16 protein-coding genes and 1 pseudogene are annotated in these 18368 nt (G+C 71.7%); 13 read left to right on the top strand and 4 right to left on the bottom strand.

Translation table 11 applies throughout. The features are described from left to right. Positions 1-23: 23 nt before the first annotated feature. From ACWPOB_RS18840 to truB, 9 genes and pseudogenes are all read left to right on the top strand, one after another. Positions 24-344: a YlxR family protein gene (locus tag ACWPOB_RS18840; protein ID WP_165042424.1), complete on the top strand. Its 321-nt coding sequence runs from the start codon at positions 24-26 to the stop codon at positions 342-344. 150 nt (positions 345-494) lie between these two features. Continuing rightward, positions 495-3434: a translation initiation factor IF-2 gene (gene infB / locus ACWPOB_RS18835; RefSeq protein ID WP_455401761.1), complete on the top strand. Its 2940-nt coding sequence runs from the start codon at positions 495-497 to the stop codon at positions 3432-3434. A 105-nt stretch (positions 3435-3539) separates the two neighbouring features. Further along, a complete protein-coding gene (locus ACWPOB_RS18830) occupies positions 3540-3830 on the top strand; it encodes a DUF503 domain-containing protein (RefSeq protein ID WP_029543284.1) in 291 nt (96 codons plus the stop codon). 60 nt (positions 3831-3890) lie between these two features. Next, on the top strand, positions 3891-4349 hold the full coding sequence (gene rbfA / locus ACWPOB_RS18825; RefSeq protein WP_100058511.1) for a 30S ribosome-binding factor RbfA: 459 nt from the start codon (positions 3891-3893) through the stop codon (positions 4347-4349). A 7-nt stretch (positions 4350-4356) separates the two neighbouring features. Then, on the top strand, positions 4357-5340 hold the full coding sequence (locus ACWPOB_RS18820) for a DHH family phosphoesterase (RefSeq protein WP_455401760.1): 984 nt from the start codon (positions 4357-4359) through the stop codon (positions 5338-5340). Positions 5341-5426: 86 nt separating this feature from the next. Beyond that, entirely contained in the window at positions 5427-6761 is a 1335-nt protein-coding gene (locus tag ACWPOB_RS18815; protein ID WP_455401813.1) for an MATE family efflux transporter, read from the top strand. After that, positions 6758-7750 (top strand): metallophosphoesterase family protein, encoded by a 993-nt coding sequence (locus ACWPOB_RS18810; protein WP_455401759.1) that lies wholly within the window; start codon positions 6758-6760, stop codon positions 7748-7750. Before ACWPOB_RS18815 ends, ACWPOB_RS18810 begins: the two co-directional genes overlap by 4 nt. Next, the gene (gene npt, locus ACWPOB_RS18805) at positions 7747-8454 is read left to right on the top strand and encodes a 4'-phosphopantetheinyl transferase Npt (RefSeq protein ID WP_100057428.1); all 708 of its coding nucleotides are present in this window, start codon (positions 7747-7749) and stop codon (positions 8452-8454) included. The genes ACWPOB_RS18810 and npt overlap by 4 nt, the downstream gene beginning before the upstream one ends. 38 nt (positions 8455-8492) lie before the next feature. Further along, positions 8493-9398: pseudogene (gene truB, locus ACWPOB_RS18800) on the top strand (tRNA pseudouridine(55) synthase TruB); the annotation flags it as partial. A gap of 60 nt (positions 9399-9458) precedes the next feature. Here the strand turns inward: truB and ACWPOB_RS18795 are convergent. Genes ACWPOB_RS18795 through ACWPOB_RS18780 form a run of 4 tightly spaced genes read right to left on the bottom strand, consistent with a single transcriptional unit; the run spans position 9459 to position 12729 of the window. Next, positions 9459-10133 carry a metal-dependent transcriptional regulator gene (locus ACWPOB_RS18795; RefSeq protein ID WP_100057426.1) on the bottom strand — a complete coding sequence of 225 codons (675 nt, stop codon included), beginning with the start codon at positions 10131-10133 and terminating at the stop codon, positions 9459-9461. Between the two features lie 36 nt (positions 10134-10169). After that, positions 10170-11057, bottom strand: coding sequence for a metal ABC transporter permease (locus ACWPOB_RS18790; protein WP_100057425.1), 888 nt, complete (start codon positions 11055-11057; stop codon positions 10170-10172). Continuing rightward, positions 11054-11821, bottom strand: a complete 768-nt coding sequence (locus ACWPOB_RS18785) for a metal ABC transporter ATP-binding protein (protein WP_100057424.1) — start codon at positions 11819-11821, stop codon at positions 11054-11056. Before ACWPOB_RS18785 ends, ACWPOB_RS18790 begins: the two co-directional genes overlap by 4 nt. Beyond that, on the bottom strand, positions 11818-12729 hold the full coding sequence (locus ACWPOB_RS18780; RefSeq protein WP_455401758.1) for a metal ABC transporter substrate-binding protein: 912 nt from the start codon (positions 12727-12729) through the stop codon (positions 11818-11820). Before ACWPOB_RS18780 ends, ACWPOB_RS18785 begins: the two co-directional genes overlap by 4 nt. A 95-nt stretch (positions 12730-12824) precedes the next feature. Here ACWPOB_RS18780 and ACWPOB_RS18775 point away from each other — a divergent pair, with 95 nt between their 5' ends. The 4 genes from ACWPOB_RS18775 (at position 12825) to ACWPOB_RS18760 (ending at position 18313) form a co-directional block, all read left to right on the top strand. Beyond that, positions 12825-13796 carry a bifunctional riboflavin kinase/FAD synthetase gene (locus tag ACWPOB_RS18775; RefSeq protein WP_100057422.1) on the top strand — a complete coding sequence of 324 codons (972 nt, stop codon included), beginning with the start codon at positions 12825-12827 and terminating at the stop codon, positions 13794-13796. Positions 13797-13842: 46 nt separating this feature from the next. After that, positions 13843-15249, top strand: a complete 1407-nt coding sequence (locus ACWPOB_RS18770) for a WS/DGAT domain-containing protein (protein ID WP_455401757.1) — start codon at positions 13843-13845, stop codon at positions 15247-15249. Positions 15250-15382: 133 nt separating this feature from the next. Beyond that, entirely contained in the window at positions 15383-15652 is a 270-nt protein-coding gene (gene rpsO, locus ACWPOB_RS18765; protein ID WP_003935677.1) for a 30S ribosomal protein S15, read from the top strand. Between the two features lie 369 nt (positions 15653-16021). Continuing rightward, on the top strand, positions 16022-18313 hold the full coding sequence (locus tag ACWPOB_RS18760) for a polyribonucleotide nucleotidyltransferase (protein WP_455401756.1): 2292 nt from the start codon (positions 16022-16024) through the stop codon (positions 18311-18313). Positions 18314-18368 lie beyond the last annotated feature (55 nt).

The raw sequence follows: 18368 nt of genomic DNA, 5'->3' as shown, positions 1-18368 counted from the left end.
CCCGATCAGCGGTAGAGTGGTCGATGGCTCAGCATGAGCTGCCCTCGGCCGACCGAGAGCGCACCCGTCCGGTGCGCACCTGTGTCGGGTGTCGGCAGCGGGTGCTGGCTGCCGATCTGCTGAGGGTTGTGGCGCGGGCGACGGAGCCGTCAGGCTTCGTGCTGGTGCCGGACCCGGGGCGGAGGATGCCCGGTCGGGGCGCGTGGGTGCACCCCGATCCGGAATGCCTCGGTCAGGCGGAACGGCGTCGAGCATTCGGCAGAGCGCTGCGGGTGTCGGGAACAATCGACCCGTCTGCGCTTGTTCAGCTGGTCGGGGTCCGGAACGAGGGGAACTCGGCGTAGCGATACGCGCCGGACCGGGCACACCAACTCTGAGAAGAACAGGTACAAGCACTCATGAGCACACCGTGAAGCACCAGCGATGAACGTCCATCGGAGATAACCCGAGGTCGTGCGGGCACCAGCCGCTCGACCTCATCAGTGAGGAGAGCAGTGGCAGGCAAGGCCCGTGTACACGAGTTGGCCAAGGAACTCGGTGTCACCAGTAAGGAACTTCTCGCCCGTTTGAAGGAACAGGGCGAATTCGTGAAGTCGGCGTCCTCGACGGTCGAGCCGCCGGTCGCGCGTCGACTGCGCGAATCTTTCGCGAAGGCGAACGGCGACGGCGCAGCTCCGTCGGCGGCAGCCCCCAAGCCCGGGGCGCCGCGCCCCGGTCCCCGTCCGGCAGCGCCCGCCCAGGCCGCGCCGGCACCCGCCCCGGCCCCGAAGCCCGAGGCCGCAACCCCCGCGCCGAGCCCGGCTCCGGATTCGCGCGCCGCCGCACCCGGCCCCAAGCCCGGCGCTCCGCGCCCGGCTGCCCCGAAGCCGGCCACCCCGCAGGCTCCGGCCGCGCAGGCCGCCCCGCAGGCTCCGGCCCCGCAGGCTCCGGCCCCGCAGGCTCCGGCCCCGCAGGCTCCGGCCCCGCAGGCTCCGGCCGCCGGCCCCAAGCCGGGCGGTCCCCGTCCCGGTCCCAAGCCGCCGCGCGTCGGCAACAATCCGTACTCGTCCGCACCCGCGGAGCGGCCCGCGCCGCGTCCGGGCGCGCCGCGTCCGGTTCCCGGTCAGGGTCGCCCCGCGGCCGGTCCCGGCGGTGCCCGTCCGGCTCCCGGCCAGGGTCGCCCCGCGGCCGGTCCCGGCGGTGCCCGTCCGGCTCCCGGCCAGGGTCGCCCCGCGGCCGGTCCCGGCGGTCCCCGTCCGGCTCCCGGCCAGGGCGGTCCTCGGCCGTCCCCCGGCTCGATGCCCCCGCGTCCGAACCCGGCCGCGATGCCGCAGCGTGCTGCGCGTCCCGGCCCGACCGGCCGTCCCGGCCGTCCCGGCGCGCCCGGCGGACGTCCGGCCGGCGGTGGTGGCGGTGGCGGTTACCGCGGTGGCGGTGGCGGTGCTCCCGGCGCCGGTGCCGGTGCCGGTGCCGCCGGTGGTTTCCGCGGTCGTCCCGGTGGCGGCGGCGGTGGCGCCGGCCGTGGTGGCCGCGGCGGAACCGCGGGTGCCTTCGGTCGTCCCGGTGGCGCTCCGCGCCGTGGTCGCAAGTCGAAGCGGCAGAAGCGGCAGGAATACGATTCGATGCAGGCACCGTCGGTCGGCGGTGTGCGGCTGCCGCGCGGCAACGGCGAGACCATCCGTCTCGCCCGCGGCGCGTCGCTGTCCGACTTCGCGGAGAAGATCGACGCGAACCCGTCGGCCCTGGTCCAGGCGCTGTTCAACCTCGGTGAGATGGTCACGGCCACTCAGTCGGTGAACGACGAGACCCTCGAGCTGCTCGGCTCGGAGATGAACTACAACGTTCAGGTCGTCAGCCCCGAGGACGAGGACCGCGAGCTGCTCGAGTCGTTCGACATCACCTACGGCGAGGACGAGGGCACCGAGGAAGACCTCGTGCAGCGTCCGCCGGTGGTGACCGTCATGGGTCACGTCGACCACGGCAAGACCCGCCTGCTCGACACGATCCGCAAGGCTAACGTCCGCGAGGGCGAGGCCGGTGGCATCACCCAGCACATCGGTGCCTACCAGGTGATGACCCACCTCAACGGCGAAGACCGGCTGATCACCTTCATCGACACCCCGGGTCACGAGGCGTTCACCGCCATGCGTGCCCGCGGCGCGAAGTCGACCGACATCGCGATCCTCGTGGTCGCGGCCGACGACGGCGTCATGCCGCAGACGGTGGAGGCGATCAACCACGCGCAGGCTGCGGACGTGCCGATCGTGGTCGCGGTGAACAAGATCGACAAGGAGGGTGCGAACCCCCAGAAGATCCGCCAGCAGCTCACCGAGTACGGCCTGGTCACCGAGGAGTACGGCGGCGACACGATGTTCGTCGACATCTCGGCGAAGCAGGGCCTGAACATCGACCAGCTGCTCGAGGCCGTGCTGCTCACCGCGGACGCGTCCCTCGACCTGCGGGCCAACCCGGACATGGAGGCGCAGGGCGTCGCGATCGAGGCGCACCTCGACCGCGGCCGCGGCCCCGTGGCCACCGTCCTGGTCCAGCGCGGCACGCTGCGCGTCGGCGACTCGATCGTCGCGGGCGACGCGTACGGCCGTGTCCGCCGAATGGTGGACGAGCACGGCGACGACGTCCTCGAGGCGTTTCCGTCGCGTCCGGTCCAGGTCATCGGCTTCACGTCGGTGCCCGGCGCCGGTGACAACCTCGTCGTCGTCGAGGAGGACCGCATCGCACGGCAGATCGCGGACCGCCGCAATGCGCGCAAGCGCAACGCGCTGGCCGCCAAGAGCCGCAAGCGGATCAGCCTCGAGGACCTCGATGCCGCGCTCAAGGAGCACAACGAGCTCAACCTCATCCTCAAGGGCGACAACGCCGGTACGGTCGAAGCCCTCGAGGAGGCCCTCATGGGCATCGAGGTCGGCGACGAGGTGCGCCTGCGGGTCATCGACCGCGGTGTCGGTGGTGTCACCGAGACCAACGTCAACCTGGCCGCCGCGTCGAACGCTGTGATCATCGGCTTCAACGTCCGCGCTGAGGGCAAGGCCACCGAGCTCGCCAACCGCGAGGGCGTCGACATCCGCTACTACTCGATCATCTACCAGGCGATCGACGAGGTGGAGAAGGCCCTCAAGGGCATGCTCAAGCCGATCTACGAGGAGGTCGAGCTCGGCCGCGCCGAGATCCGGGCGATCTTCAAGTCGTCCAAGGTCGGCAACATCGCGGGCTGCATGGTCCAGTCGGGTGTCGTCAAGCGCAACGCGAAGGCCCGTCTGCTCCGCGACAACAATGTGGTCGCCGAGACGGTCACCATCTCGTCGCTGCGGCGCGAGAAGGACGATGTGACCGAGGTGCGGGAAGGCTTCGAGTGCGGTCTGACGGTCACCTACTCCGACATCAAGATCGGTGACGTGATCGAGGCGTACGAGCTGCGCGAGAAGCCGCGCGACTGACGCAGCCGGACACAACCGACGGCCTCGTCGGCGGCGGTGGGCGAGATGATCGCCCGCCGCCGTCGGCGTGCCGGAGGACCGGCACCGGACGAGACCGGAGGGCGGATGTATCTCGGGGCACTGGAACTGGACGTCCTGCTCGGTGACGTGCGCTCGCTCAAGCAGAAGCGGTCCGTGATCCGGCCCGTGCTCGCCGAGTTGCGGCGGATGGCGGTCAGCGCCGCCGAGACCGGCGACCAGGACCTCTACCGTCGCGCCGAGATCGGCGTGGCGGTGGCCGCGTCGGCGGTGCCCTATCTCAACGAGGTGCTCGACACGTGCGAGCGGCTCGTCGCCGGCCGCCCGGAGTTGCAGCTGCTCTCCGTGCGGCGAAGAATTTTCGGTCCGGAGGACTGACCGGACCGGTGGAACAAACATGTGGTCGCCGCCGGCGGCCGGGGAGAGGAACCGACTGACATGGCCGATCCAGCACGGGCACGTCGACTGGCCAAGCGCATCGCCACGATCGTCGCCACGGCCATCGATCACGAGATCAAGGATCCGCGGCTGGCGTTCGTCACGGTGACCGATGCGAAGGTCACCGCGGATCTGCACGACGCCACCGTCTACTACACGGTCCGCGGCGAGGACCTGGACACCGAACCCGACCTGGCCGCGGCCGCCGCAGGCCTGGAGAAGGCCAAGGGCGTGCTGCGCTCGATGGTCGGGGCGGGCACCGGGGTGCGATTCACCCCCACCCTGACGTTCGTCACCGACACCGTGCCGGACACCGCCCGGCACATGGAGGAACTCCTCGAACGGGCACGGGCCGCCGACGAGGAACTCGCCAAGGCCCGCGAGGGCGCCGCTCCCGCCGGCGAGCCGGATCCCTACAAGGAACCACGGGCGCGTCCCGACGACGGTGACGACCTGTAGCGCACCGATGGCCGAGTCGATGCAGGCCGCCACGACGGTCGATCTGCGCGACGCCGTCGCGCTCCTCGAGGACGCCACCTCGGTGACGATCCTCTGCCACGTCCAACCCGACGCCGACACCTTCGCCAGCGGCCTGGCGCTCGGCACGGTGCTCGAGCGGCGCGGCGTTCCGGTGCAGGTGGCGTTCGCGTCTCCGGCCGCCGTCCCGGCATCGATGCGCGACCTGCCCGGCGGGCACCTGCGGGTGCCCGCCGGGCAGGTGCGCCGCAACGTCGATCTGCTCGTCACCGTGGACTGCGGCACGGCCGGCCGGCTCGGGCATCTCGCGGACCGGCTGGCCGGAGCGAAGCGCAGCCTGGTGATCGACCACCACCGCTCCAACACCCGGTTCGGCACCCACAACCTGATCGACGAGGCCGCCGAATCCACCACCGCCGTGCTCGCCGAGCTGTTCGACGAGTGGGGCGTGGAGATCGACGCGGACCTCGCCCACTGCCTCTACGCGGGGCTGGTCACCGACACCGGCTCGTTCCGGTGGGGACGCGCCGGGGGACACCGTCTGGCCGAGCGCCTGCTGGCCACCGGCATCGACGGGGCCGCCATCACGCGACGGCTCCTCGACACGCACCCCTTCGGGTGGCTGCCGATGCTGTCGCGGGTGCTCGCGTCGGCGACGCTCGTGCCCGACGCCGCCGGCGGACGCGGACTCGTCCACGCGACGGTGCTGCGCGCCGATTCGGCGCACCTCGGCGCCGAGGAGGTCGAAAGCGTCATCGACATCGTCCGGACCACCGCCGAAGCGGAGGTCGCCGCCGTGTTCAAGGAGTGCGGCCCGGACGTGTGGACAGTGTCGCTGCGCTCGAAGAACGCCATCGACGTCTCCGTCGCCGCCACCGCCCTCGGCGGAGGCGGGCATCGGTTCGCATCCGGATACACCGCGTACGGCGACCGCGACCGGGTGGTCACGGCGTTGCGCGCGGTCCTGGACTGACGGTGCCGGCGCCGCAGCCGCGGGACACCACCGGCCCGGAACCGGACGCGCCGGCGCACGTCGTTCCCGAGGCCACTGCCCGGCGCATCCTCGGGCTCGCGGTGCCGGCCCTCGGGGTGCTCGCCGCCGAGCCGCTGTACCTCCTGTTCGACATCGCCGTCGTCGGCCGGCTCGGCGCGCTCGCGCTCGCGGGCCTCGCCATCGGCGGCCTCGTCCTCGCCCAGGTCAGCACCCAGCTGACCTTTCTGTCCTACGGGACCACGGCCCGCGCCGCCCGCCTCCACGGCGCCGGCCGGCGCGGCGCGGCCGTCGCCGAGGGCGTGCAGGCCACCTGGCTCGCGCTCGGTGTCGGCACCGCGATCCTGCTCGTCGGGCAGGTACTGGCGGAACCGGTGGCCGCGCTGATCGCCGGGGACCCGGATATCGCCGACGCCGCGGTGTCGTGGCTGCGGGTCGCCCTGTTCGGCGCACCGTTGATCCTCGTCGGGCTCGCCGGCAACGGCTGGATGCGCGGCGTGCAGGACACCGCCCGTCCGCTGCGGTACGTGCTCGCCGGGCTCGCGCTCTCGGCCGTGCTGTGCCCGCTGCTCGTGCACGGCCTGCTCGGCGCCCCACGCTGGGAACTCGCCGGTTCCGCCGTCGCCAACGTCGCCGGACAGGGTGTCTCCGCGGCCCTGTTCGTCGGGGCACTGCTCCGGGCCGGTGTGCCGCTGCGGCCCCGTCGCGCGGTGATCGTGGCGCAGTTGCGCCTCGGCCGCGATCTGATCGCCCGCAGCCTCGCCTTCCAGGCGTGCTTCCTGTCCGCGGCCGCGGTGGCCGCCCGCTTCGGTGCCGCGGCCGTCGCGGCGCACCAGGTGGTGCTGCAGCTGTGGAACTTCGTCGCGCTCACCCTCGACTCGCTCGCCGTCGCCGCGCAGGCCCTGGTGGGTGCGGCGCTCGGGGCGGGGGCCCGGTCCGGCGCGAAGCGCCTGGCGTGGCGGATCACCGCCTGGTCCACGGTGTTCGCCACCGGCCTGGCCCTGGCGTTCCTGCTCGGTGGCGACGTGATCCCAGCGTTGTTCACCGGCGATCCGGCGGTCCTCGAGCAGATCGACGTCGCCTGGTGGTTCTTCGTCGCGCTCATGCCCGCCGCCGGAGTCGTGTTCGCGCTCGACGGGGTGCTGCTCGGCGCCGGCGACGCCGCCTTCCTGCGCACCGCCACGCTCGCGTCCGCGCTGTTCGGCTTCCTGCCCGTCGTCTGGTGCTCGCTGGTGTGGGGCTGGGGGCTCGCGGGTATCTGGACGGGGCTTACGGTGTTCATCGTGTTCCGCATGGCGGCCGTCGTCTGGCGGACCCGGTCGGGGCGGTGGGCCGTGACCGGTGCGGACCGGCAGATCCGGCGCGAGACGGTACGGGACAAGACAGAAGGGGAGGACCGGTGACGGGGAAACTCTGGGCGGTCAGCGACATCCACGTCGGGCATCGAGGCAATCGCCCCGTCACCGAGGATCTGCACCCCGAATCCCCGGACGACTGGTTGATCGTCGCCGGCGACGTCGCCGAGAAGTCCGACGACATCCGGTGGGCGCTGTCGCTGCTGCGCAGCCGTTTCGCGAAGGTGATCTGGGTTCCCGGCAACCACGAGCTGTGGACCACCGCCAAGGATCCGGTGCAGATGCACGGCGCCGCCCGGTACGACTACCTCGTGACGATGTGCCGCGAACTCGACGTGCTCACCCCGGAGGACCCGTATCCCGTGTGGCACGGCGAGGGCGGGCCGGTGACACTCGTGCCGATGTTCCTGCTCTACGACTACTCGTTCCTGCCCGAGGGCACCACGACGAAGGCCGAGGGCCTGGCGCTCGCCCGCGAACGCAACGTCGTCGCCACCGACGAGTTCCTCCTCTCGCCCGACCCGTACGTCACCCGCGACGTGTGGTGCCGCGTGCGGCTCGACGACACCCGCAAGCGCCTCGACGCCCTCGACCCGGCGCTGCCGACGGTGCTGATCAACCACTTCCCACTGGTCCGCGAACCCACGCGGATGCTGTTCTACCCGGAGTTCTCCCTCTGGTGTGGCACCACCGAGACCGCCGATTGGCACCTGCGCTACCGCGCGTTGTGCGCCGTGTACGGGCACCTGCACATTCCGCGTACCACGTACTACGACGGCGTCCGCTTCGAGGAGGTCTCCCTCGGCTACCCACGGGAATGGCAGCGCCGGGGTCTGCCCGAGCCGCTGCTGCGCCAGATCCTGCCGGTGCCGGAGTATCCGCCGGGATCGCTGAACAAGTGGGGCGGGCACTTCCGGGTGACCCCCGAGATGGAAGCCGAAGTCGAAAAGATGCGCGCTGCGCGCGCTGCACAGAACACGCGCGCTGAGCGCTCTGCACAGAACACGCGCGCCGGGCGCGCTGGGGAGCTGCGATGACCGACCCGACGACCTCGACCCGCACCGGGCTGATCACCCGGATCCTGCCCGACGGCATCGCCGCCGCGGAGTTGTTCGAGGACCCGCCCGGCCTGCGGCCGCACCCGCAGGAGGAGGCGCTCGTCGCCCGTGCGGTGGACAAGCGGCGACGGGAGTTCGCCGGGGCGCGGCACTGCGCGCGGCTCGCCATGCGGCAGCTCGGAATGGAGCCCGGGCCGGTGCTCAAGGGCGACAAGGGGGCGCCCGTATGGCCGCGGGGAGTTGTCGGCAGCCTCACCCACTGCGACGGCTACCGCGGCGCCGTGCTGGCCTACGCGCTGCAGGTGCGGTCGCTGGGGATCGACGCCGAGCCGCACGGTCCCCTGCCCGACGGGGTGCTCGAGGCGGTGTCCCTGCCGCAGGAGCGCACCTGGCTCGCCGGCACCGAGCCGAGCCTGCACTGGGACCGCCTGCTCTTCTGCGCCAAGGAGGCCACCTACAAGGCGTGGTTCCCGCTCACCGGGCGCTGGCTGGGCTTCGAGGACGCCCACATCACGTTCGAGCGCGACGGCGCGGCCGCCGTACCGGGCGCGGCCGCGTCGGGCACGTTCCGTTCCGACCTGCTCGTACCCGGCGACACACGCGAGGGTGCGCCGCTGTCGGCCTTCGACGGGCGGTGGTTGATCGCCGACGGGCTGGTGCTCACCGCGATCGTCGTGCGCTGACGGAGGGGCCGCCGCGGCAGGTGGCAGAATCGGGCCCCGTGTCTGCCTCCGAGAACCCCGCCCTCGCCCGTGCCGGCCTGCTCGTCGTCGACAAGGACCCGGGCATGACCAGCCACGACGTGGTGGCCCGCTGCCGGCGGCTGCTCGGCACCCGCAAGGTCGGTCATGCCGGCACCCTCGACCCGATGGCCACGGGCGTGCTCGTGCTCGGGGTGGAGCGCGCGACGAAGATGCTGGGCCTGCTCGCCCTTACCACCAAGGCGTATTCGGCGACGATCCGGCTCGGGCAGAACACGGTCACCGACGACGCCGAGGGCGAGGTGCTCGCGACCACCGATGCCTCCGCCGTCGCGGACGAGGCGATCGCGGCGGCCGTCGCCGCGCTCACGGGGGAGATCTCCCAGGTGCCCGCCAGCGTCAGCGCGATCAAGATCGACGGCAAGCGCGCCTACGCCCGGATGCGCGAGGGTGAGACGGTCGAGCTCGCGGCCCGGCCGGTCACGGTCTCGCGGTTCGAGGTGCTGTCCCGGCGGACCACCTCGGACGGGTTCGTCGATCTCGACGTCGAGGTGGAGTGCTCGTCCGGCACCTACATCCGGGCGCTGGCCCGGGATCTGGGGGCCGCCCTGGGGGTCGGCGCGCACCTGACGGCGCTGCGGCGCACCCGGGTCGGCCCGTTCGGGCTCGAGCACGCCCGCACCCTTGCCCAGCTCGAGGAGAGCCCGACCGTGAGCCTGGACATCGACGCAGCCGTCCGCACCGCGTTCCCGTGCCGCGACGTCACCGAGGCGGAGGCGGGACTGCTGGCGAACGGCCGGTGGCTGGATCCGGTGGGGATTCCCGGCGTGTACGCGGCGATCGACCCGTCCGGCCGGGCCGCGGCGCTGCGGCAGGAGAAGGGCAATCGGGCCTCTGCGGTTTTCGTCGTGCGCCCGGCCACAATGTATCGTTGTGTCCTTCGGGCTGTTCCAGCAGCCCGAAGGACACACCGGCGGCGCAGCCGCCTACACCAGCCAGATCGCGTCGGCCGCGGGATGCCCGAGGTCGACCGTGGTGCCGCCGTCGCCGCCGATGCGGACCGAGACGGTGCCCGCGAAGTCGCGGCGTTCGACGACCCGGATGTCGGTGTCGAGGGCTATGCCCACGTCGTCGAAGTAGCGCAGCATCGCCGGGTCCGCGTCCGAGATGCGGGCGACGCGGCCGTGCTCGCCGTCGACGAACGCGCTGAGCTGCCGGGCCGGGGGAGTGGGGATCGTGCCGTCGTCCGCCGGGATCGGGTCGCCGTGCGGGTCGCGCTCGGGATGGCCGAGCTTGGCGTCGATGGCGGCGACGAGGCGGTCGGAGACGGCGTGCTCGAGGACCTCGGCCTCGTCGTGCACCTCGTCCCAGCCGTAGCCGAGTTCCTGGACCAGGTACGTCTCGAGCAGGCGGTGCTTGCGGACCATGGCCACGGCGGCCGCGCGTCCGGACTCCGTGAGGGAAATCGCGCCGTAGCGGGCGTGGTCGACGAGGCCCTGATCGGCGAGCTTGCGGACGGCCTCGGAGACGGTCGACGCCGACACCCCGAGCTTCTCCGCGAGCAGCTTCGTCGAGACCTTCTCCCCCGACCATTCCCGCACGGTCCAGATGATCTTGAGGTAGTCCTGCGCGACCGGCGTCAGCGTGTCCGCCGTCGCCACCTCGGTCGTCCCGCTTCTCTCGCCCACGGGGACAGCTTAGGCAAGTCTCACCGCGGATTCATCCGCGTCGCGCAGCCGCGCCCGCCGTCGCAGCGCCCCGGTGATCAGTCCCTGGTGCGGCGAGAAGAGGTAGGCCACCGTGAACACGACGGCCTGCGCCAGGACGACGACACCGCCGGTGGAGGCGTCGGTGTAGTAGCTGACGTACACCCCGGCCGCCGATGTCAGCGCGGCCAGGGTGGGGGCGAGCACCAGCATCCGCGACAGTCGTTCGGTGAGCAGGTACGCCGTCGCACCGGGGATGATCAGCATCGCCACGACGAGGATCACCCCGACGGCCTGGATGGCGGCGACGATGGTGACCGCGAGGAGAGCGAGCAACAGGGCGGACAGCCGGGCCGGGGAGATCCCGAGGGCGTGGGCCTGCCCCCGGTCGAACGCGAACAGGGTCAGGTCGCGGCGCTTGGCGATCAGCACGACGAGCACCATTACCGCGAGGGCGGTGACCTGCCACATGTCCTCGGTGGCCAGGCCCAGCAGGTTGCCGAAGAGCACGTGGTGCAGGTCCACCTGGCTCGGGTTCTTGGAGATCAGGACGACGCCGAGGGCGAACAGCGTCGTGAACACCACGCCGATCGCGGCGTCCTCCTTGACCTTGGTGGTGCTGCGCACGAGCCCGATCAGGGCGACGGCGGCCCCGGCGAACAGCAACGCGCCCAGGGCGAACGGTGCCCCCACCAGGTAGGCCAGCACCACCCCCGGCAGCACGGCGTGGGAGACGGCGTCGCCCATCAGCGACCAGCCGATGAGTACGAGCCAGCAGCTGAGCAGGGCACACACGACCGTGGCGGCCACCGCGACGACGAGCGCACGCTGCATGAAGCCGTACTGCAGCGGTTCGACGATCAGTTCGACGAGGTTCACCGCGCCTCCTGGGGAACGTGGGGGGACGGCACCAGCGGGTCGACGCCGAAGGCGCGGGCGAGGTTCTCCGGCCGGAGCACCTCCTCCGGGGCGCCGTGGACGAGGATGCGACGCTGCAGCAGCGCGGCCTCGTCGCACAGCGTCGACAGCCCGGCGAGGTCGTGGGTGGCGACGAGGATCGTGTGCCCGGAGCCGGCGAGCTCCCGGATCACGCCGGTCAGCGCCGCCTCGGTGCGCTTGTCCACCCCGGCGAACGGCTCGTCGAGCAGCAGCAGGGGAGCACCCTGGGCGATGGCACGGGCGACGAAGACCCGCTTGCGCTGACCGCCCGAGAGCTGCCCGATCTGCCGCTGCTCGTAGCCGGCCATGTCGACGCGTTCGAGCGCGGCCCGGACCGCGGCGTGATCGGCAGGCCGCGGCCGGCGCAGCCAGTTCTGGTGGCCGTAGCGGCCCGTCATCACGACTTCGCCCACGCTGATGGGGAAGTCCCAGTCGACGGCCTCGCTCTGCGGCACGTACGCGACAGCTCCGGCCTTCCGGGCGGTGACGGTGTCGGCGCCGCCGATGGACACGGTGCCGGCGCTCGGCCGCACGATGCCCATGATCGCCTTGAAGAGGGTCGACTTGCCCGAGCCGTTGGTGCCGACGAGCCCGCACACCCGGCCGGTGGCGAGGGTCAGGTCGACGCCGTCGAGCGCGGTGACGGTGCGGTAGTGCACGCTCAGGCGGGAGACGGCCAGTGCGGGGGCGGGTGTCGCGGTCATGGGCGCAGCCCTTCGGTGATGGTGTGGACGTCGTGCCGGAGCAGCTCGAGGTAGGTCGGCACGGGGCCGTCCGGCTCGGACAGCGAGTCGACGTACAGGGTTCCGCCGAACCGGGCACCGGTGTCCTCGGCGACCTGCCGCTGGGCCTTGTCCGAGACGGTGGACTCGCAGAACACGGCGGGCACGGCGTTGGTCCGGACGAAGTCGACCGTGCGGGCGATCTGCTGCGGGGTGCCCTGCTGGTCGGCGTTGACCGCCCACAGGTACGCCTCGCTCAGGCCGGCGTCGCGGGCCAGGTAGCTGAAGGCGCCCTCGCAGGTGACCAGCGCTCGGTGATTCGGCGGCAGCACGGCCAGGTCGGCGACGAGCTGTTCGTGCACCGCCTGCAGTTCGGCGCGGTACGCCGCGGCGTTGGCGGCGTAGTCGGTGGCGTGCTCGGGGTCGAGCTCGGCGAACGCGGCGGCGATGTTGTCGACGTACGTCTGGGCCGCCAACGGGGACATCCACGCGTGCGGGTTGTGCCGCCCCGCGTAGGCGTCCTCGCCGATCGGCAGCGGCGGGACGCCCTCGCTGAGGACGGCGTGGGCGGCGTCGGTGTCGGCGAGGAACTGTTCGAACCAGCGCTCGAGGCCCAGGCCGTTGTCGAGGACGAGGTCGGCCCGGGTGGCGTAGCGCAGGTCGCCCGGAGTGGGTTCGTAGCCGTGGACCTCGGCGCCGACCTTGGTGATCGACTCGACCCGCAGGTGGTCCCCGGCGACGTTGCGGGCGATGTCCGCGAGCACCGTGAAGGTGGTCAGCACCAGGGGGCGGTCGTCGTCGGACCTCTGCGCCGAGGCGCAGCCCGCCAGGACCGTCGTGGCCGCGAACGCCACGGCGATTTTGCGGAGTCCAACGAAAATGTTCGGCATACCGAAATTATGGCGGTGCGCTGTCGGCGTTGTCCATGCGACGTCCCGGGCGAGCCGGAGATGACCGTCCGGCCGCCGGGTCGTAGGCTGCGCTTGTGCAGAGATGGCGAGGTCTCGACGAAATTCCTGCGGATTGGGGTCGTTGTGTCCTGACGATCGGGGTGTTCGACGGTGTGCACCGCGGGCACCAGCAGCTGATCGCGCGGGCGGTGAAGTCGGCGAAGGAACGCGGCACAGCCAGCGCCCTGATGACGTTCGACCCGCACCCGATGGAGGTCGTGCGGCCGGGCAGTCACCCGGCGCAGCTCACGACCCTCGCGCGGCGGGCCGAACTGGCCGAGGAACTCGGCATCGACGTCTTCTGCGTCATGCCGTTCACCCCCGAGTTCATGAAGCTGTCCCCGGAGCGGTACGCCCACGAGATCCTCGTCGAGCGGCTCCACGTCGCCGAGGTCGTCGTGGGCGAGAACTTCACCTTCGGCAAGAAGGCCGCCGGCAACGTGGACCTGCTGCGCACCATCGGCGAGCGCTTCGGCTTCGCCGTTCAGGGCCTGACCTTGCTCAGCGAGCATGCGGTGACGTTCTCGTCCACCTACATCCGCTCGTGCGTCGACGCCGGCGACGTCGCCGCCGCGGCCGACGCGCTGGGCCGCCCGCACCGCGTCGAGGGTGTCGTGGTGCACGGGGACGGCCGCGGCCGCGATCTCGGCTTCCCCACCGCGAACGTCGCGCCGCCCATGTACTCGGCCATTCCCGCGGACGGCGTCTACGCCTGCTGGTTCACCGTCCTCAGCCCGGGTACCGGGGGGCTCGGCACCGTCACGCCGGGGGAGCGGTACCTCGCGGCGGTGTCGGTGGGCACCAATCCGACCTTCTCCGGGCGCACCCGCACCGTGGAGGCGTTCGTTCTCGACGAGGAGGCCGACCTGTACGGCCAGCACGTCGCGGTCGACTTCGTCGAGCGGCTGCGCGGCATGGAGCGGTTCGAATCGGTGGAGGCCCTCATCTCGGCGATGCACCGCGACGCCGAGCGGGCCCGCGAGGTGCTCGAGCGCGCTCGCGGCTAGGGCCGTTCCGGCCCGGGCCCCGGCCCGATCGGGGACAATTCTCGGTGTGTCGATACGTCAGTGGCGACACGCGCGCCTGACCTGGGCGGACGCCGCGAACTATTACGAGTCGAAATCGGGCCGGCCGACCGACTGGTCCGCATTCGTCGTGTTCGACGAGCGGGACGGTGCGATCCGCGGCCCCGAGGACGCGTCCGCTCACCTGCGCTCCCGGGCGCATCTGCTGACCGTGCTGGACCGGCGGATCGTCGAGGCGCCCGGCCGGCTGGACTACCCGTACTGGGTGCGGGCGCAGCTGCCGCCCGAGCAGCGCATCGAGTACCACGAGTGGGCCGGCGGCTCGTTCACCGCGTGCATCGACGCCATCGCCGACCTCTGCGCGGACCCGCTGGACGTCCGGCGGCGCGCGTGGCGCCTGCACGTCTTCGTCGCGGTGTCCGACCCGGACGATCCGGCGGCGACCGTGACGGTCGTCGTGCTGCAGGTCAGTCACGCCGTGATGGCAGGCTCGGCGCTGCCCGCCTTCCTCGGCGCGCTGTTCGGCGCGGACGGGCACCCGCTGCGCGTTCCCGGCCTGGCGCCGGCCGCGGCGCGACCGCACCACGTCGCCGCAGCGGTCTCGGGTGTCGCGCGCTTCGCCCGCTGGTACCTGCAGTTCGGCGCGGTCCTGGTGCGGCGCGCGGCGTCGGCGCGGTCCGCGGACACCCCGGCGGCTCCGGCGGCGCGGTCCGCAGCGGTGCTCGCCCGGGCTCCCGGGCCCGACCGGGTGATCCGGATCGTGCGGCCCGACCTCGGCAGTCTCGTCGGCCGGACCTACACCGTGACGGCCATGGGAGTGGCGGCGGTGTCCCTCGCGATGCAGCGCTACTTCGGCGAGCGCGGCCGGCCCGTCGTCGATGCACATGTCGCGGTTCCGGTCGCGGTCGGCGCGGCCGGTGCCGCGCTGGGCGTCAATCGGCTGACTGCCGCGATCGTTCCGTTGTGTACCGAGGTCGCCGATCCCCGCGACCGGGTGGCGGCCGTGGCCGACGCGCTCGCCGGCGAACGGCGGGTCGCGACGTCCCCCGAGGTGCTGCGCCGCCTTGCGGGTGCGGGTACGGTGCCGTATCCGCTGTATCGCCGGGTGGCGGACCGGCGCGACCGTGCGGCGTCGGCGGGCGTGTTCGCGGCACCCGCCGAGACCGCGGTCACCAGTGTCGACTGTGGCGCCGACACCGGCTGGACCTACGGCGGCGGAACGTTCCGTTTCGTCGCAGGCATCCAGTCCCTCCGGCCGGGGATGGGCCTGGTGCACTCCTTCAGCCGGGCCGGCGAATCGTTCGCCGTCACGGTCATGAGCTCGCCGCTGCTGATGCCGGACCCCGATCGGTACGCGACCCTCCTCGAGGAGGGGTTCGCCGAGGTGATCGAGGCCACCGGAGGCCGCCGATCCGGCACCGGATCCCGCGGCTGAGGGCGGTCGGGGCCGGCGCTCGCACCTCTGGTACGCTCATCCGCTGGTGTGTGCTGCGGTTCGCGGCGGCCGCACCGACGGGCACCGGCCCGTTCCACGAAGCGCGCGGACGTCATCGATCAGGAGTATCCCAGTGGCATTGACCACCGAGCAGAAGAAGCAGATCCTCGGCGAGTACGGCCTCCACGAGACCGACACCGGATCGCCCGAGGCGCAGGTCGCGATGCTCACCAAGCGCATCCAGGATCTGACCGAGCACCTGAAGCAGCACAAGCACGACCACCACTCCCGCCGCGGCCTGCTGCTGCTGGTCGGTCGTCGTCGCCGGCTGCTCAAGTACGTCGAGAAGGTTGACGTCAACCGCTACCGTTCGCTGATCCAGCGTCTGGGTCTGCGCCGATAGGAGCGCGGCGAAGCGACGACGCGATCTGCGTTCGCTGATCTTTCCGATAGCCAACGAGGCAATGCTTAGACTGAGCCTCGTTGGCTATCGGTGTTTGGCCGCTGCGCGGCCGGAGGTGGGTGACGTGCCCACCGGACACCGGCAGCGGCACCCGCGGACGGCGACACCGCCCGCGGAACCGTATGCACCGACGGTGTCGGTCTTCGGTAGTGACCTTCCGGACCAGGTCCGGACGGTTTCGATCGACGACCGCCTCCGCACGCTCGGCCCGTGAGACGCGGGCACGGGCGATCGGTGCGCAGCCGCAGCCACGAGGGTTGTGGCGCCCGCGCGGGTACGGCGAAGACGAGAGGGAAGAGAAGAGTAGAGATGACCAGCAATTCAGCAGTCGAGGTCGACGAGGGCGTGTTCGAGTCCGTCGCAGTCCTCGACAACGGGTCCTTCGGCACCCGCCAGATTCGTTTCGAGACCGGCCGCCTCGCCCAGCAGGCCGCCGGCTCCGTCGTCGCGTACCTCGACGACGAGACCATGCTGCTGTCGGCGACGAGCGCCAGCAAGCAGCCCAAGGAGCACTTCGACTTCTTCCCGCTGACGGTGGACGTCGAGGAGCGCATGTACGCCGCGGGCCGCATCCCCGGCTCGTTCTTCCGTCGCGAGGGCCGGCCCTCCACCGACGCGATCCTGACCTGTCGCCTCATCGACCGGCCGCTGCGCCCGTCGTTCGTCGACGGCCTGCGCAACGAGATCCAGGTCGTGGTGACGGTGCTCAGCCTGAACCCGAACGACCTGTACGACGTCGTCGCGATCAACGCCGCGTCGGCGTCCACCCAGATCGCCGGCCTGCCGTTCTCCGGCCCGGTCGGCGGCGTGCGGGTCGCGCTGATCACCTCCGAGGAGAACAAGACCGGCCAGTGGGTCGCGTTCCCGACGGTCGAGCAGCTCGAGAACGCCGTGTTCGACATGGTGGTCGCGGGCCGCATCGTGGGTGGCGGCGACAACCCCGACACCGCCGACGTCGCGATCATGATGGTCGAGGCCGAGGCCACCGAGAACGTCGTCGAGCTGGTCGCCGGCGGTGCGCAGGCACCGACCGAGACCGTCGTCGCCGAGGGCCTCGAGGCCGCCAAGCCGTTCATCGCGCGGCTGTGCGTCGCCCAGCAGCAGCTCGCCGCCGCGGCCGCGAAGCCCACCGGTGACTTCCCGGTGTTCCCGGCCTACGAGACCGACGTGTACGAGGCCGTCGAGGCCGCAGCGTCGACCAAGCTGGCCGAGGCGCTGACCATCGCCGGCAAGCAGGAGCGCGACGAGCGGACCGACGAGGTCAAGGTGGAGGTCCTCGAGCAGGTGGCCCCGAATTTCGAGGGCCGCGAGAAGGAGATCGGCGCGGCGTTCCGCTCGCTCACCAAGAAGCTGGTCCGGCAGCGGATCCTGCGGGACAAGTTCCGCATCGACGGCCGCGGCATCACGGACATCCGCGCCCTGTCCGCCGAGGTCGCGATCGTCCCCCGGGCCCACGGCTCGGCGCTGTTCGAGCGTGGCGAGACCCAGATCATGGGTGTCACCACGCTGGACATGGTGAAGATGGCGCAGCAGATCGATTCGCTCGGTCCCGAGACCAGCAAGCGGTACATGCACCACTACAACTTCCCGCCGTACTCCACCGGTGAGACCGGCCGCGTCGGCTCCCCGAAGCGCCGCGAGATCGGCCACGGCGCCCTCGCCGAGCGGGCCCTGATCCCGGTCCTGCCCAGCCAGGAGGAGTTCCCCTACGCGATCCGTCAGGTCTCCGAGGCGCTCAGCTCGAACGGCTCCACCTCGATGGGCTCGGTGTGTGCCTCGACGCTGTCGCTGCTCAACGCCGGTGTGCCGCTCAAGGCCCCGGTCGCGGGCATCGCGATGGGCCTGGTCTCCGACGAGGTCGACGGTGAGACCCGCTACGTCGCGCTGACCGACATCCTCGGCGCCGAGGACGCGTTCGGTGACATGGACTTCAAGGTGGCCGGCACGAAGGATTTCGTCACCGCGCTGCAGCTCGACACCAAGCTCGACGGGATCCCGTCGCAGGTGCTCGCCGGGGCGCTGTCGCAGGCGCACGACGCCCGCGCCACCATCCTCGAGGTGATGGCCGAGGCCATCGAGACCCCGGACGAGATGAGCCCGTTCGCTCCCCGGATCACCACCATCAAGGTGCCGGTGGACAAGATCGGCGAGGTCATCGGCCCCAAGGGCAAGATGATCAACTCGATCACCGAGGAGACCGGCGCGAACATCTCCATCGAGGACGACGGCACGGTGTACGTCGGTGCCGCCGACGGCCCGTCCGCGCAGGCCGCGATCGACAAGATCAACGCCATCGCGAACCCGCAGCTGCCGAAGGTGGGCGAGCGCTTCCTGGGCACCGTGGTCAAGACCACGGCGTTCGGCGCGTTCGTCTCGCTGCTGCCGGGCCGCGACGGCCTGGTGCACATCAGCAAGCTCGGCAACGGCAAGCGCATCGCCAAGGTCGAGGACGTCGTCAACGTGGGCTCGAAGATCCGCGTGGAGATCGCCGACATCGACAACCGCGGCAAGATCAGCCTGGTGCCGGTGCCCGACGAGGACACCGCCGACGCTTCGGGCGAGACACCCGAGGCTCCCGCGGCCGAGGACACGCAGCAGTAGTCCGGCCTCCGAGTCGCACCGCGGCCCCGCACCTTCCGAAGGTGCAGGGACGAGG

It is taken from the genome of Rhodococcus sp. 2H158 (assembly GCF_053764755.1).
Note: the sequence above shows the minus strand (reverse complement) of the source record. Positions and strands in the feature narration are given on the sequence as shown.

Excerpts from the sequence above, each read along its gene's own strand:
- ACWPOB_RS18840 (WP_165042424.1), top strand. The coding sequence starts at position 24 with ATGGCTCAGCATGAGCTGCCCTCGGCCGACCGAGAGCGCACCCGTCCG.
- ACWPOB_RS18830 (WP_029543284.1), top strand. The coding sequence starts at position 3,540 with ATGTATCTCGGGGCACTGGAACTGGACGTCCTGCTCGGTGACGTGCGC.
- rbfA (WP_100058511.1), top strand. The coding sequence starts at position 3,891 with ATGGCCGATCCAGCACGGGCACGTCGACTGGCCAAGCGCATCGCCACG.
- ACWPOB_RS18820 (WP_455401760.1), top strand. The coding sequence starts at position 4,357 with ATGGCCGAGTCGATGCAGGCCGCCACGACGGTCGATCTGCGCGACGCC.
- npt (WP_100057428.1), top strand. The coding sequence starts at position 7,747 with ATGACCGACCCGACGACCTCGACCCGCACCGGGCTGATCACCCGGATC.
- ACWPOB_RS18785 (WP_100057424.1), bottom strand. The coding sequence starts at position 11,821 with ATGACCGCGACACCCGCCCCCGCACTGGCCGTCTCCCGCCTGAGCGTG.
- ACWPOB_RS18780 (WP_455401758.1), bottom strand. The coding sequence starts at position 12,729 with ATGCCGAACATTTTCGTTGGACTCCGCAAAATCGCCGTGGCGTTCGCG.
- ACWPOB_RS18760 (WP_455401756.1), top strand. The coding sequence starts at position 16,022 with ATGACCAGCAATTCAGCAGTCGAGGTCGACGAGGGCGTGTTCGAGTCC.